Consider the following 15,208-nt stretch of genomic DNA (forward strand, 5'->3'; position numbering starts at 1 on the left):
ACGGGGCGGGGCCCGGACGCATGGCGTCCGGGCCCCGCCCCGTGTTCCGCGTTCGGTGGGTGCGCCTCGGTCAGTAGGTGCCCTCGGTGCTCTTGGCGGCCTTGAGCATGGCGCGGGCGGCGACGTCGTCGGCCACCTTCGGCTTGGCGTCCACGCCGGCGTCGCGGCGCTGCGCGGCGGTGATCGGCGTCGGGGCGCCGGTCAGCGGGTCGCCGCCGGAGGCGGTCTTCGGGAAGGCGATGACGTCCCGGATGGTCTCCAGCCCGCCGAGCAGCGCCACCAGGCGGTCCAGGCCGAAGGCGATGCCGCCGTGCGGCGGCGGGCCGTAGTTGAAGGCCTCCAGCAGGAAGCCGAACTGGCTGTTCGCCTCCTCCTCGGTCAGGCCGATGGTCTGGAAGACGCGCTGCTGCACGTCCCGGCGGTGGATACGCAGCGAGCCGCCGCCGATCTCGGAGCCGTTGAGGACCAGGTCGTAGGCGTCCGCGATGGCGCTCGCCGGGTCCTTGTCGAAGGTGTCGACGTAAGGCCCCGACGGCGCGGTGAACGGGTGGTGCACGGCGTGCCAGCCGGTGAACTCACCGTTGCCGTCCTCCAGCGGCTCGAACATCGGCCAGTCCACGATCCACACGAACTTCCACGCCGACTCGTCGATCAGCTCGCAGCGGCGGCCGATCTCCAGCCGGGCCGCGCCGAGCAGCTCCAGGGCGGCGGTGCGCTTGCCGGCGGCGAAGAAGATGGCGTCGCCGGGCCGCGCGCCGGTGGCCTCGAGCAGGCCGCCGAGGTGCTCCTCCGACAGGTTCTTGGCGACCGGGCCGCGCAGCTCGCCGCTGTCGGCGTCGACGACCACGTAGGCCAGGCCCTTGGCGCCGCGCGCCTTGGCCCAGTCCTGCCAGGCGTCGAGCTCCTTGCGGGTCTGCGCGGCGCCGCCGGGCATGACCACGGCGCCGACGTGCTCGGCCTGGAAGACCCGGAAGGAGGTGCCGGCGAAGTACTCGGTGAGGTCCACCAGCTCCTGGCCGAAGCGCAGGTCGGGCTTGTCCGAGCCGTAGCGGGACATCGCCTCGGCGAAGGTCATCCGGGGCAGCGGGTCGGGCAGCTCGACGCCGTGCACCTCGCTCCAGATGCGGCGGATGACCTGCTCGCCGAGGGCGAGGACGTCCTCGGTGTCGCAGAACGACATCTCGACGTCGAGCTGGGTGAACTCCGGCTGCCGGTCGGCGCGGAAGTCCTCGTCGCGGAAGCAGCGGGCGATCTGGTAGTAGCGCTCCATGCCGGCGACCATCAGCAGCTGCTTGAACAGCTGCGGGGACTGCGGCAGCGCGTACCAGGTGCCAGGCTGGAGCCGGACCGGGACGAGGAAGTCGCGGGCGCCCTCGGGGGTGGAGCGGGTCAGGTACGGCGTCTCGATGTCGAGGAAGCCGTTCTCCTCCATCACCGAGCGGATGATGTGGTTGACCCGGGAGCGCAGCCGCAGCGCACGGGCCGGGCCCTCGCGGCGCAGGTCCAGGTAGCGGTAGGTGAGGCGGGCCTCCTCGTTGACCGAGCCGGGCTCGTACTCGGCGACCGGGAAGGGCAGCGGGGCCGCGGTGGAGAGCACCTCCAGCTCGGTGGTGTTGACCTCGATCTCGCCGGTGGGCAGCTCCGGGTTCTCGTTGCCCTCCGGGCGGACGGCCACCTCGCCGGTCACCTTCACGCAGTACTCGCTGCGCAGCCCGTGGGCGGCGTCGAGGTCCCGCACCACGACCTGGACGGTGCCGGAGGCGTCCCGCAGGTCGAGAAACGCCACCCCGCCGTGATCCCGGCGCCGGGCGACCCAGCCGGCGAGGGTGACGATGCTGCCGGCGTGCTCCTTGCGCAGCGTGCCGGCTTCATGGGTGCGGATCACGACAGCTTCTCCTTGATGGTGGTGACGAGTTCGGTGAGGGCGACGGGGGTCTGTTCGCCGCTGGTCAGGTCCTTCAGCTGGGCGACGCCTTCGGCCAGGTCGCGCTCGCCGGCGACGACGGCGAAGGCCGCGCCGGAGCGGTCGGCGGACTTCATGGCGCCCTTGAGGCCCTTGCCGCCGTAGGCCATGTCGGCCGCGACGCCGGCCCGGCGCAACTCGGTGACCAGCCCGAACAGGGTGCGGCGGGCCTCCTCGCCGAGCGGGACGGCGTAGACCCGGGTGCGCGCGGGCAGGGTGAGCTCCACGCCCTCGGCGGCGAGGGCGAGCACGGTGCGGTCCACGCCGATGGCGTAGCCCACCGAGGGCAGCGCGGGCCCGCCGATCATCTCGGACAGGCCGTCGTACCGGCCGCCGCCGCCGACGGCGGACTGGGCGCCGAGGCCGTCGTGGACGAACTCGAAGGTGGTGCGGGTGTAGTAGTCCAGGCCGCGCACCAGCTTGGGGTCGTCCTCGTAGCGGACGCCGGCGTCGGTGAGCAGGGAGCGGACCTGCTCGTGGTACGCCTTGCACTCCTCGCACAGGTGGTCGGCCATGAGCGGGGCGCCGGCCAGGCGCTCCTGGACGGCCTTGCGCTTGTCGTCGAGGACGCGCAGCGGGTTGATCTCGATCCGGCGGCGGATGTCGGCCTCGTCGTCCGGCTCCAGGAAGGACAGGTCGACGGAGCGCAGGAACTCCTGGAGGGCGGCGCGGTACACCGGACGGCAGGCGCGGCAGCCGAGCGAGTTGAGCAGCAGCCGGACCTGGCTCAGGCCGAGGCCGGTGAAGGCGTCGACGGCCATGGTGATCAGCTCGGCGTCCAGGGCCGGGTCCTCGGCGCCCAGCGCCTCGGCGCCGACCTGGGAGAAGTGCCGGTAGCGGCCGGCCTGGGGGCGCTCGTAGCGGTAGTAGGAGCCGGAATACCACAGCTTCACCGGCAGGCCCTGCTTGTGCAGGTTGCGCTCCAGGGCCGCGCGGAGCACCGAGGCGGTGCCCTCGGGGCGCAGTGAGAGGGAGGCGCCGCCGCGGGTGGTGAAGGTGTACATCTCCTTGGAGACGATGTCCGTGGACTCGCCGACGCCGCGGGAGAACAGGGCGGTGCTCTCGAAGGTGGGGGTCTCGATGTAGCCGTAGCCGGCGCGCCGGGCGGGGGCGGCGAGGGCTTCGCGGACGGCGAGGAAGGCCTCGGAGTCCGGGGGGATGAGGTCGTAGGTGCCCTTGGGGGCGGAGAAGGTGCTCACTGCTGGGGTTGTCACATTCCTCGTCGCGGGACGCTGGTCGCCGGTCCGTCCGTGTCGCCGGGCGTGGCGCGGTCCGTCGCCGCGGTGGCGGCGAGGGCGGCGGCCTGGCGCAGGTAGGGGTTGGCGGAGCGCTCGGTGCCGATGCTGGTCTGGGGCCCGTGGCCGGACAGGACGACGGTCCGGTCCGGCAGGGGCAGGCACACGCGTGCCAGGGACTCCATGAGGGCGGCGGTGTCGCCGCCGGGGAGGTCCGTGCGTCCGACGGAGCCGGCGAAGATCAGGTCTCCGGAGAAGAGCACGGGCGGGATGTCCGCCTGCTCGGGGAGCCTGAAGGTCACCGACCCCCTGGTATGGCCGGGCGCGTGGTTCACGGTGAGTTCCAGTCCGGCGAGCGGCAGCACGTCGCCGTCGTCGAGGATGCGCAGGTCGTCGGGTTCGCCGATGGTGATCTCGCCCATCAGCTGGGCCCCGAGCGAGATGCCGAGGGCCTTGCCGGGGTCGGTGAGCATGTAGCGGTCGTCCGGGTGGATGTAGGCGGGGATGCCGGAGGCTCCGCAGACCGGGACGACGGACGCGGTGTGGTCGATGTGGCCGTGGGTGAGGAGCGCGGCGACCGGCTTGAGGCGGTGCTCGCGCAGGAGTTCGGCGACGCCGTCGGCGGCCTGGTGGCCGGGGTCGACGATGACGCACTCCTCGCCCGCGGCGGGGGCGATGACGTAGCAGTTGGTGCCCCAGGCGCCGGCGGGAAATCCTGCGATGAGCACGGCGCTCCTCAAACGTCCGGGTCGGTTGCCTAACTTTATTCGCTCTGTAGTCGGAGCCTACCGGCGGGCGGCCGGGCCACGCGAACCGAATCCGGGCGTGGCGTCCGCCGCCCCACCGGGCGGCCCACCAGGCGGCTCTCCGGGCGCCCCGCCGGGCGTCCGGCCCCGTCCCCGCCCCACCGGGGTCCGCAAACTGATATCTCCCACTGATGCCGCCTTGACAGGCCGGGGACCTAAAATGCGCGGGCGAGTGCGCCGCATGTCCGTTCGCGTCCCGGTCTTCGGCGGGTACCGCCCGCGCCGCGCCGGGCGCCTGGAGAAGGGATCGAGCCTTGGTCAGCAACAAGGAGAAGCGTCGTCGGGAGTTGGCGCGCCAGCGGCACCTGCGGCAGTTGGAGCGGCAGCGCGAGGCGGCGGCCAAGCGGCGGCGGCGCAACCGCATCACGGCGCTCACGGTGGCCGGCGTGCTGGTGCTGGCCGGCGGCGCGTGGACGACGGTGGAGCTGGTCGGCGGGGACGACGACTCCTCGCAGGACACCGCGGCGGACACGGCGTCGCCCTCGCCGTCGGCCTCCGCCTCGACCGTGGCCACGCCGATCGAGGGCTGCACCGAGCCGACGGACGCCACCCCGAACGGGGCGACGTTCGACGCCGAGCCGGCGATGGAGATCGACGAGTCCGCCACCTACACGATGACGCTGGCGACCAACTGCGGTGACATCACGGTGGAGATGGACGCCTCCAAGGCCCCGCACACGGTGAACTCCTTCGCGTTCCTGGCCGGCGAGGACTACTTCGACAACTCGGTCTGCCACCGGGTGACCAGCGGGACCCTGAACGTGCTGCAGTGCGGCGACCCGACCGGCCAGGGCACCGGCGGCCCGGGCTACACCATCCCGGACGAGAACCTGGACGACCCGGCGGTGGAGGGCGAGACCTACCCGGCGGGCACGGTGGCGATGGCGAACACCGGTCAGCCGGACTCCGGCGGCAGCCAGTTCTTCATCGTGTACGAGGACAGCCAACTGCCGGCGAGCTACACGCCGTTCGGCACCGTCACGTCCGGGCTGGACCGGGTGGCGGCGGTGGCCGCGGCCGGGGTGCAGGGCGGCGGCCAGGACGGCGCGCCGGTGCAGGGCGTGCAGTTGACGGACGTGACCGTCGCGCCGAAGGAGTCCTGAGCCGGCGGGAGTCGGGCGGCCGGCCCCCGGGACCGGATGACGGTTCGATTCCGGTTGACTGTTCGTGGCTCGCGGTGCGGACAAGGGGCCCGCCGGTCGCCTATGTTTCCTGTGTAATGACCTGCCTGGACGTCCCGCCGCGACGCGGCGGCGGGAGGCCGGCCGCCGGTGCGGTCCGCGCGCGGGGGCCGGGGCAGGACTGTGGACGATGGGCGATCGGCGGGCCGCGGGCACGCTCGTCGCCGATCATGGTGAGGAGGCGCTGTGAGCAGCGACCCGTGGGGCCGTGTCGACGAGCAGGGGACCGTGTACGTCCGCACGGCTGACGGCGAGCGCGTCGTCGGTTCGTGGCAGGCCGGCTCCCCCGACGAGGCCCTGGCGTACTTCAAGCGCAAGTACGACGGCCTGGTCGTGGAGATCGAGCTGCTGGAGCGCCGGGTGCGCACCACGGACCTTGCGGTCAAGGACGCCATGACCGCCATCGAGCACCTGCGCACCGCGGTGGACGAGGCGCACGCGGTGGGGGACCTCCAGGCCCTGGGCGAGCGGCTGGACGCGCTGGTGGCGCTGGTGCACAAGCGCGGCGAGGAGCGCCGGGAGCGCAAGGCGCGGGCCCAGGCGGAGGCGCGTGAGGCCAAGGAGCAGGTGGTCGCGGAGGCGGAGCGGCTGGCGGAGTCCACGGACTGGCGGGTGGCCGGTGACCGGCTGCGTGCGCTGGTGGACACCTGGAAGGGCCTGCCGCGGCTGGACCGCAAGAGCGACGACGAGCTGTGGCACCGCTTCTCGCACGCCCGCTCGACGTTCTCCAAGCGCCGCAAGTCGCACTTCGCCTCGCTGGACGCGCAGCGCGAGGACGCCCGGCTGCGCAAGCTGAAGCTGGTCGCCGAGGCGGAGGCGCTGCGGGACTCCACCGACTGGGGCGCGACGGCGACCCGCTACCGCGAGCTGATGAACGAGTGGAAGTCGGCGGGGCGGGCGCAGCGGGAGGCCGAGGAGGAGCTGTGGGCGCGGTTCCGTGGCGCGCAGGACGTCTTCTTCCAGGCCCGCAACGCGGTGTTCGCGGAGCGTGACGCGGAGTACCGGGAGAACCAGACGGCCAAGGAGGCGCTGCTGGTGGAGGCCGAGGCGCTGCTGCCGGTGAAGGACCTCAAGGCGGTGCGGGCGGCGTTCCGGTCGATCGGTGAGCGCTGGGAGGAGATCGGTCCGGTGCCGCGGGACGCGCGTTCCGCGGTGGAGGGCCGGCTGCACGCGGTGGAGCGGGCGATCCGGGAGGCCGAGGAGGCCGAGTGGCGGCGCACCAACCCGGAGGCGCGGGCTCGGGCGGCGGGTCTGACCGGGCAGCTGGAGGCGGCCGTGGAGCAGTTGCGGCAGCGGCTGGAGAAGGCCCGCGCGGCCGGCAACGCTTCGCAGGTGGAGCGTCTGGAGCGGGAGCTCGCCGGTCGGGAGGCGCTGCTGGAGCAGGCGCGCAAGGGCCTGGAGGAGTTCAGCGGCTGAGTGGTTCAGCGGCTGGGTGCCGGCAGCGGCGCGGCCCGTCATCGCGGTTCGGCGGTGGCGGGCCGCGCCGTCGTGTGGGCGGGCCGTGGGGCGGGTGGGCCGTGAGCGGGCCGGGCGGTGGGGAGGCCGGGGCGGGGGCCCGGGCGTGGGGAGGGGCGGCCCGTGGCCGGGCCGGCGGCGGGCCGCGGCGCGGGAGGTGCCGGCTCAGGCCCAGCCGTTGCGGACGAGCTGCATGCCGAGCTGGAGGCGGTTGGCGGCGCCGAGACGGACCATCAGGTGGGCGATGCGGCGCTGCACGGTGCGCACCCCGAGGTCGAGCTGGCGGGCGATGGCCTCGTCGGTGAGGCCGGCGGCGAGCAGGCGGAGGAGCTGTGCCTCCTCGGGGGCGGCGTCGGCGGCGAGGGCCTGGGCGGGCAGGCCGGAGACGATGGGGATGGCGCGGGTCCACAGGGACTCGAACAGGGCGTGCAGGGCGTCGAGGAGTCCGCAGCGGTGCACGACCATGGCGGACTCGACGGCGCGGGCGCCGGGCTGCAGCGGGACGAGGGCGGCGTCGTCGGCGATGATCATCTTCATCGGGACGCCGGGCAGCACCCGGGCCTGCTCGCCGAGGGCGATGAACTCCTCGACCTCCTGCTGCTTCTGGGCGGCCTCGAAGCCCTCGCGGTCGTAGATGGCGCGGTAGGCGACCCGGCGGTCGCGGAGGAGTTCGAGTTCCACGGTGTTGGCGCCCCGGCCCCCGCCGACGTAGGGCGGCTTGTCGACGACCAGGACCTCGCGGCGGGCGGCCCGCTGGATCTGTTCGACGCGGCGGGCGGTGGCCTCCACCCCGTCGACGATCTCGACGAGTTCGTGCGGGTCGGCTTCGGTGCGGGCGGTGTGCCAGCGGCCGGTGAGGTCCTCCAGGCGGTCGCGGACGCCGGCGAGTTCGCGTTCGCGGGCGGCGACCAGGGTGCCGAGGGCGGTGTCCGGGGCGCAGGCCACGTAGCGGACCGGCCGGTTGGGCAGCCGGCTGACGAGCCCCTGGGACTCCAGTCGGAGCAGGATCGTCCGTATCTGTGTCCGGGGGACGGTCGGGCACAGTTCGGCGAGGTCGGTCAGGCCGACGGCGGGGCGGTCCACGAGGGTCTCGTAGACGGTGGAGTCGCTGTGCGACAGTCCGAGGATTTCCAGCACGTGCGCATTCTCCCTCCTGCGCGTTCGGCGCATCCTGCCCCCGTGGTTTCCGGCTCGTCACGCCCCACCGGCGGCGCCCGGCGGTCCCGGCGGGGCCGGGTCGGGCGCGGGGGTGGGGGTGGGAGGACGTCGGGAGGCCGGCGGCCCCACCGGCCGCCGGCCTCCCGTCCCGCCCTGTGCTCAGCCTCGTCTGGCGGAGGTCACCCGGTAGACGTCGTAGACGCCCTCGACGCCGCGGACGGCTTTGAGGACGTGCCCGAGGTGTTTGGGGTCGCCCATCTCGAAGGTGAACCGGGAGGTGGCCACCCGGTCGCGGCTGGTCTGCACGGCCGCCGAGAGGATGTTGACGTGCTGGTCGGACAGCACCCGGGTGACGTCGGACAGCAGCCGGGAGCGGTCCAGCGCCTCGACCTGGATGGCGACGAGGAAGACGGAGGACTGGGTGGGCGCCCACTCGACGTCCACCATGCGCTCGGGCTGCTGGGACAGCGAGTCGACGTTGACGCAGTCGGTGCGGTGCACCGAGACGCCGTTGCCGCGGGTGACGAAGCCGACGATGGGGTCGCCGGGCACCGGGGTGCAGCAGCGGGAGAGCTTGACCCAGACGTCCTCCACGCCGCGCACCATCACGCCGGGGTCGGCGGCGGCGCGGCGGCGCCGGGTGCCGGTGGAGGGACGGGTGAGCTCGGCGAGGTCCTCGCTGGCGCCCTCCTCGCCGCCGAGCGCCTGCACCAGGCGGTCCACCACGTGCTGCGCGGAGACGTGGCCCTCGCCGATCGCCGCGTAGAGGGCGGAGATGTCGGCGTAGCGCATCTCGTGGGCGAGGGTGACCAGGGAGTCGCCGGTGAGCACGCGCTGGATGGGCATGTTCACCTTGCGCATGGCGCGGGTGATGGCCTCCTTGCCGTGCTCGATGGCCTCCTCGCGGCGCTCCTTGGAGAACCAGGCGCGGATCTTGTTGCGGGCCCGGGGGGACTTCACGAAGCCCAGCCAGTCCTGGCTGGGGCCGGCGTTCTCGGCCTTGGAGGTGAAGACCTCGACGGTGTCGCCGTTGTCCAGGGTGGACTCCAGCGGCACCAGGCGGCCGTTGACCCGGGCGCCGACGCAGCGGTGGCCGATCTCGGTGTGCACGGCGTAGGCGAAGTCGACGGCGGTGGCCTCGGCGGGCAGCGCGACGACGTCGCCCTTGGGGGTGAAGACGAAGACCTCGGTGCGGGAGAGGTCGAAGCGCAGCGAGTCGAGGAACTCGCCCGGGTCGGTGGTCTCCTTCTGCCAGTCCAGGAGCTGGCGCAGCCAGGCCATCTCGCCGACGCCGTCGCCGGTGCGGCCGGTGGTCCTGGCCGGCCGGGCGTCCTCGCCGGCACCGCGGCCGCGTGCCCCGCCGGCGACCGCCTGCTGCTTGTACTTCCAGTGCGCGGCGATGCCGTACTCGGCGCGGCGGTGCATGTCGAAGGTGCGGATCTGGAGTTCGACGGGCTTGCCGCCGGGCCCGATGACCGTCGTGTGCAGCGACTGGTACATGTTGAACTTGGGCATCGCGATGTAGTCCTTGAACCGCCCGGGCACCGGGTTCCACCGGGCGTGGATGGTGCCCAGCGCGGCGTAGCAGTCGCGGACGGTGTCGACGAGGACGCGGATGCCCACCAGGTCGTAGATCTCGGCGAAGTCGCGGCCCCGCACGATCATCTTCTGGTAGACGGAGTAGTAGTGCTTGGGGCGCCCGGTGACGGTGGCGCGGATCCGGGCCGAGCGCAGGTCCTGCTGCACCTGGTCGGTGACGACGGCGAGGTACTCGTCCCGCTTGGGGGCGCGCTCGGCGACCAGGCGGACGATCTCGTCGTACATCTTGGGGTAGAGGATCGCGAAGGCGAGGTCCTCCAGCTCCCACTTGATGGTGTTCATGCCCAGCCGGTGGGCCAGCGGGGCGTAGATCTCCAGGGTCTCGCGGGCCTTGTGCTCCTGCTTCTCCCGCTTCAGGTAGCGCATGGTGCGCATGTTGTGCAGCCGGTCGGCGAGCTTGATGACCAGGACGCGGGGGTCCTTGGCCATGGCGACGACCATCTTGCGGACGGTCTCGGCCTGGGCGGCCTCGCCGAACTTGACCTTGTCGAGCTTGGTGACGCCGTCGACGAGCATGGCGACGGTGTCGCCGAAGTCGCGGCGCAGCGACTCCAGCCCGTAGTCGGTGTCCTCGACGGTGTCGTGGAGCAGGCCGGCCATCAGGGTGGGGGCGTCCATGCCGAGCTCGGCGAGGATGGTGGCGACGGCGAGCGGGTGGGTGATGTACGGGTCGCCGCTCTTGCGCTTCTGGCCGCGGTGCCAGCGTTCGGCGACCTGGTAGGCGCGTTCGATGTCGCGCAGGTCGGCCTTGGGGTCACCGGCGCGGACGATGCGGAACAGCGGCTCCAGGACGGGGTTGAAGGTGCCCGAGCGCTGGGTGCCGAGGCGGGCGAGGCGGGCGCGCACCCGGCTGGAGGAGCCGCTGGCCCGGGTTATCCCGCCCATGCCGCCCCGGCGGGTGGGGCGGGCGCCCGCGGCCGGCGGGGTGGCGCCGGCGGAGGGGGCGGCGCCGGCGGGGCGGGCCGCGCCCGCACCGGCGGGCGGGGCTGCGGGGGGCGCCGCGGTGGCCCGGGGGGCCGCGGGGGCGCCGGGACCGGCCGTGCCCGGGGTGGGGCGGGGGGCGGACTCCGCCGAAGGGGTGGGCGCGGCGGCGGGCTGCGCGTGGTCGGCGCCCTCGCGGCGGGGGGCCTCGGCGACGTCCGTCCGCGCTCCAGGGGCGGTCCGCATCGCCTGGCGATCGTGTGCGTCCGGCACTGGCATTCCTCCTGTCGCCGACCACGGCCCGGTGGCTCGCCCCGGCAGCGGCGAGGTGGGCCTCTCCTCCCGCCCGTGAGCCGGCTGGTCGCCGGCCCGAGGGAGGGCGGGGAGGAGTCAGTCCTGTTCCCCCATCGTAGGGGGTGCGGCGCGCATCACAGCCGCCTCGGCTTGTGCGAACAACCACGGGGCCGTGGATAGTCCCGACGAGCCCACTGGCCGGGCCGGGAGGGTTCCCCGGCCCGGCCAGTGCGGGTCGACGTCGGTGCGGGCGGCGCGGGCGCGCCGCCCGGCCGCCGTCAGGAGGTCAGCAGCGCCTCCACCGGGAGGTCCGGGAAGTCGGCGGCGAGCCGCTCCCGGCCGCCCAGGAAGCCGAGCTCCAGCAGGACGGCGAAGGCGACCGGCTCGGCGCCGCAGCGGCGCACCAGCCGGATCGCCGCGCCGGCGGTGCCGCCGGTGGCCAGGACGTCGTCGAGGACGAGCACCCGCTGGCCGGGCGCCAGCGCGTCGTGCTGCACCTCCACCTCGGCGGTGCCGTACTCCAGCTGGTACGCCTCGCGGTGCACCGGTCCGGGGAGCTTGCCGGCCTTGCGGGCCGGCACGAAGCCGATCCCGGTGCGCAGCGCGACGGGGGCGCCCAGGATGAAGCCGCGCGCCTCCAGCCCGAGGACCGCCTGCACGTCGTGGCGGGCGACGATGTCGGCGAACGCCTCCACGGCCGTGCCGAACGCCTCGGCGTCGGCCAGCAGCGGGGTGATGTCCTTGAACACCACGCCCGGCCGGGGGTGGTCGGGGACGTCGCGGATCCGGGCGCGCCACAGCGCGGCGGCGTCCGCGCCGTTCCGGGCGGCGGCGGGCAGGGGGGTGGACACGGTGGGGCTCACTTCCGTCGGCCCGCGCGGGCGGCCGGCAGGGTGTCTCGGGGGGATTCGGTGTCGTCGTCGTCCGGGTCGTCGTCCGCGCCGTCGGTGGCGCCGGAGGCGCGCTCGGCGGACTTGCGGCGGTCGGCGGCCCGGCGGCTGGCCACCCGCTTGGCCAGGGCGATGCTGGCCGGCTCGCGCTCCTTCAGCGCCGCGTACAGCGGGGCGGCGAGGAAGATCGAGGAGTAGGCGCCGGTGGCCATGCCGACGAACAGCACCAGGGCGAGGTCCTGGATGACGCCCGCGCCGAGGATGCCGACGCCGACCACCAGCAGCGCCACGACCGGCAGCAGGGCCACCAGGGTGGTGTTGATGGAGCGCACCAGGGTCTGGTTGACGGCCAGGTTGGCGGCCTCGCTGATGGTCTGGGTGGCCCGGGCGGTGATGCCGCGGGTGTTCTCCTTGACCTTGTCGAAGACGACGACGGTGTCGTACAGCGAGTAGCCGAGGATGGTCAGCAGGCCGGTGACCGTGGCGGGGGTGACCTCGAAGCCGACCAGGGCGTAGATGCCGACGGTCAGCACGATGTCGTGGAACAGGGCGATGATGGCGCCCGCCGCCATCTTCCACTCGAACGCCAGCGACAGGTAGGCGACGACCAGCACCAGGAAGACGGCGATGCCGATCAGGGCGCGCTCGGAGATCTGGTCGCCCCAGCTGGGGCCGATGACCTGGGCGTCCACGTCGTCGGCGGGCAGGCCCAGCTCCTCGGCGAGGAGCACCTTGGCCTCGTTGGCCTCCTGGGAGCTGAGGTCGCCGACCCGGACCCGGACCCGGTCCTCGCCCAGGGTCTGGACCTCGGGCTCCTCCATGCCCTCGACGGCCTCGGTGGCCTCGGTGACCTCGTCGACGCCCAGCCCGGCCTGGTTGACCGTGAAGACGGCGCCGCCGGAGAACTCCACGCCGAGGTTCAGGCCGCGCAGGCCCAGGCCCAGGACGGAGACCAGGATCAGCACGGCGGAGACGCCGTACCACAGGCGCCGCTTGCCCACGAAGTCGTAGGAGACCTCGCCTCGGTACAGCCGGGCACCGAGGTCGCCTGCTCGCGGCATCATGCCTCCTTGGGGTCGGCGGCGGCACGGCCGGCCGGGACGGGCGAGGCCGCGTTCTCACGCGGCGTCGCGGTGGACGTTGCCGTGCCGGGGGTGGCGCGGCGGCCGCCCTGGAGGCGGCGGCGGACCGGCTGCTTGGTGGCGCCGAGCCGGCGCGGGTCGAGGCCGGACAGCGGGTGGCCGTCGGCGAAGAACTTCCGCCGGGCCATCCAGGTCACCATGGGCTTGGTGAACAGGAAGACCACCAGCACGTCGATCAGCGTGGTCAGGCCGAGGGTGAAGGCGAAGCCCCGGACGGTGCCGACCGAGACGACGTACAGCACCGCGGCGGCCAGGAACGACACGAAGTCGGACACCAGGATGGTGCGCCGGGCCCGCTTCCAGCCGTGCTCGACGGCCGGGCGCAGCGAGCGTCCCTCCCGGAGCTCGTCGCGGACGCGCTCGAAGAAGATGATGAAGGAGTCGGCGGTGACGCCGACGGCGACCACGGCTCCGGCGATGCCGGCCAGGGTGATGGCGAAGCCGATGGTGGGGCCGAGCAGCGTCATGATCTCGTAGGTCAGCACGGCCACGATGACGAGGCTGAACACGATGGTGATGCCGAGCCCGCGGTAGTAGAGCAGCGAGTAGACGACCACCAGGCCGAGGCCGATGGCGCCGGCGATCAGGCCGCCGCGGAGCTGGTCGCCACCGAGGGTGGGCGAGATCTGGGTGACGTCGCTCTGCGCGAAGGTGAGCGGCAGGGAGCCGTAGCGCAGGATGTTGGCGAGGTCCTGGGCGCTCTCCTGGGTGAAGCCACCGGTGATCTGGGCCTGGCCGCCGGGGATGGCGGAGGAGACCGAGGGGGCGGAGACGACCTGGCCGTCCAGCGTGATGGCGAACTGGTTCATCGGCGCGGTCTGGGTGGCCAGCTGGCCGGTGATCTCGGTGAACCTCTCGGCGCCCTCGGCGTTGAACTCCAGGTTCACCTGCCAGCCGCCCACCTGGGTGCCCTGGGGCAGGCCGGCGGTGGCGTCGGTGACGTCGGTGCCGCTGATGGCCACCGGGCCGAGGAGGTACTTGGCGGTGCCGTCCTCACTGCACACCACGACCTCGGCGTCGGGGTCGGTGCCGCGGCCGGTGCGGTTGGCCGGGTCGGTGCAGTCGAGGTTCTGGAACTCCTCGGCGAGGGCGTCGGCCTCGGCCTGCTCCTCGGGGCTGAGGGTGGTGGCGTCAGACGGGGCCGGGCTGGCCTCGGCGGCCGGGGACTCCTCCGCGGCGGCCGACTCCTCGGCGGCCGGGGACTCCTCGGCCGAGGGGCTGGCGGAGCCGGAGGCCGCGGTCAGCGCCTGGGGCACGGCCCGCTCGGCGGTCTCGGTGTCCGTGCCGGCGTCCGCGGAGGCGCTGGCGTCGGCGGACGCGGAGGCGTCGGCGGAAGGGCTGGCCGCGGCGTCCGCGGGGGCGCTGGCCTCGGCCGAGGCCGACGCCGAGGGGGCCGCGGAGGGGTCGCCGGAGGCGGACGGCGAGGGCGAGGCCATGTCGGTGATGGGCGCGCCCACCGTGGTGGACAGCACGGGGCGGAACTCCAGCTGCGCCGTCCGGCCGACCTGCTCCGCGGCGGAACGCTCGTCCCGGCCGCGGGGGATCTCGACGACGATGTTGTTGCTGCCCTGCGTCTGGACCGTGGCCTCGGAGACGCCGAACCCGTTCACCCGCCGCTCGATGATGTCCACCGCGGTGGCCATGTTGGTCGGGTTGACCGCGTTCTCCTGGCCCTCCTGCGCCTCGGCGGTGAGGGTGATGCTCGTGCCGCCGGCGAGGTCGATGCCCAGCTTGGGTGTTCGGTTGTCGGTGACGTACATGATCACGCCCAACACGATCACCAGGACCGCCGTGAAGGCGAGCGGTCGGCCCGGCCGCCCTCCTGGCTGCCTCTTCTTCGGTGCTGCCACCTCTACGCTTCTCCCTGTCCGACCCTCCCGACGAGCCGCCTCGCCGGGAAGGGGTGAAGTATCCCGATCACCGCGGTGCCCGCGGGCCGGAGGCCGGGCGTGCCGTCCCCGCGGCGTCCACGCCCGGCCGTGGCGTCACTGCCTCACCGCGTCACTTGCCGCGGTCGCCGTCGCCGCCGGGCTGGTCCCCGTCGTCGCGGGCGTCGGCGTCCGTCGCGCTGTCCGTGCCGTCCTCGGGGCGGGTGTCCTTGGGACCCTCGGTGGCCTCGTCAGCCTCCTCGCCGTGCTCCTCCCCGGTGCGCCGCTTGCCGAGGTCCACCCCGTCGGTCAGGCCGGCCGGGGAGTCGGGAACGTGGCTGCCGTCGATCTCCACGCCGTGCACGATCCGGTCGTACTCGTCGTCGTCCAGGACGGCCGCGATGGCGGTCTTGCCGAAGGTGGCGTAGACGCCGGGGCTGAGTTCCAGTTCCACGGTGTCGTCGTGCACCGACTTCACCCGGGCGTACATCCACGCGATGGTCCGCACTCCGGTTCCCGGGGTGATGGAGTCGCGCAACTGCTGGACGGCCTGCTGGCGCTTGCGGTTCGAGCGACTCATGAACCACATCAGGGCCGCGAACGCGATGAGCGGGAAGAGGAGTTCCACGGTGAGTACAGTCCTTCGCAGGCCGCGCGGGGCGGCCGAGGTTGGGGTGGGGCTTGCCGCCCGGGTCG

Annotated in this window: 11 protein-coding genes; 2 read left to right on the forward strand and 9 right to left on the reverse strand. The window is 73.6% G+C overall.

Annotated features, from left to right (window positions below; all coding sequences use genetic code 11):
- Positions 1 to 70: 70 nt before the first annotated feature.
- The 3 genes from aspS to FHU37_RS09795 are packed head-to-tail and all read right to left on the reverse strand — an operon-like array spanning position 71 to position 3,926.
- Positions 71 to 1,885, reverse strand: a complete 1,815-nt coding sequence (aspS, locus tag FHU37_RS09785) for an aspartate--tRNA ligase (RefSeq protein WP_179813833.1) — start codon at positions 1,883 to 1,885, stop codon at positions 71 to 73.
- Positions 1,882 to 3,162, reverse strand: a complete 1,281-nt coding sequence (hisS, locus tag FHU37_RS09790) for a histidine--tRNA ligase (protein WP_179813834.1) — start codon at positions 3,160 to 3,162, stop codon at positions 1,882 to 1,884. The genes aspS and hisS overlap by 4 nt, the downstream gene beginning before the upstream one ends.
- Positions 3,163 to 3,173: 11 nt before the next feature.
- Positions 3,174 to 3,926, reverse strand: a complete 753-nt coding sequence (locus tag FHU37_RS09795; protein ID WP_179813835.1) for an MBL fold metallo-hydrolase — start codon at positions 3,924 to 3,926, stop codon at positions 3,174 to 3,176.
- Positions 3,927 to 4,258: 332 nt separating this feature from the next.
- On the opposite strand from FHU37_RS09795, the gene FHU37_RS09800 reads away from it, so the two are divergent.
- Positions 4,259 to 5,107: a peptidylprolyl isomerase gene (locus FHU37_RS09800; RefSeq protein WP_179813836.1), complete on the forward strand. Its 849-nt coding sequence runs from the start codon at positions 4,259 to 4,261 to the stop codon at positions 5,105 to 5,107.
- Between the two features lie 264 nt (positions 5,108 to 5,371).
- The gene (locus tag FHU37_RS09805; RefSeq protein WP_179813837.1) at positions 5,372 to 6,601 is read left to right on the forward strand and encodes a DUF349 domain-containing protein; all 1,230 of its coding nucleotides are present in this window, start codon (positions 5,372 to 5,374) and stop codon (positions 6,599 to 6,601) included.
- A 204-nt stretch (positions 6,602 to 6,805) separates the two neighbouring features.
- Here FHU37_RS09805 and FHU37_RS09810 read toward each other — a convergent pair whose 3' ends face one another.
- The 6 genes from FHU37_RS09810 to yajC form a co-directional block, all read right to left on the reverse strand.
- Positions 6,806 to 7,777 carry a helix-turn-helix transcriptional regulator gene (locus FHU37_RS09810; RefSeq protein ID WP_179813838.1) on the reverse strand — a complete coding sequence of 324 codons (972 nt, stop codon included), beginning with the start codon at positions 7,775 to 7,777 and terminating at the stop codon, positions 6,806 to 6,808.
- Between the two features lie 180 nt (positions 7,778 to 7,957).
- Positions 7,958 to 10,564: a RelA/SpoT family protein gene (locus tag FHU37_RS09815; protein ID WP_179813839.1), complete on the reverse strand. Its 2,607-nt coding sequence runs from the start codon at positions 10,562 to 10,564 to the stop codon at positions 7,958 to 7,960.
- A 326-nt stretch (positions 10,565 to 10,890) separates the two neighbouring features.
- A complete protein-coding gene (locus tag FHU37_RS09820; RefSeq protein ID WP_312892523.1) occupies positions 10,891 to 11,463 on the reverse strand; it encodes an adenine phosphoribosyltransferase in 573 nt (190 codons plus the stop codon).
- An 8-nt stretch (positions 11,464 to 11,471) separates the two neighbouring features.
- The gene (gene secF, locus FHU37_RS09825) at positions 11,472 to 12,566 is read right to left on the reverse strand and encodes a protein translocase subunit SecF (RefSeq protein WP_179813840.1); all 1,095 of its coding nucleotides are present in this window, start codon (positions 12,564 to 12,566) and stop codon (positions 11,472 to 11,474) included.
- Positions 12,563 to 14,494 (reverse strand): protein translocase subunit SecD, encoded by a 1,932-nt coding sequence (secD, locus tag FHU37_RS09830; RefSeq protein WP_179813841.1) that lies wholly within the window; start codon positions 14,492 to 14,494, stop codon positions 12,563 to 12,565. Before secD ends, secF begins: the two co-directional genes overlap by 4 nt.
- A gap of 151 nt (positions 14,495 to 14,645) precedes the next feature.
- Positions 14,646 to 15,140, reverse strand: a complete 495-nt coding sequence (gene yajC, locus FHU37_RS09835) for a preprotein translocase subunit YajC (protein WP_312892524.1) — start codon at positions 15,138 to 15,140, stop codon at positions 14,646 to 14,648.
- Positions 15,141 to 15,208 lie beyond the last annotated feature (68 nt).

Origin of the sequence: Allostreptomyces psammosilenae, assembly GCF_013407765.1 — a bacterium.
Taxonomy (GTDB): domain Bacteria; phylum Actinomycetota; class Actinomycetes; order Streptomycetales; family Streptomycetaceae; genus Allostreptomyces; species Allostreptomyces psammosilenae.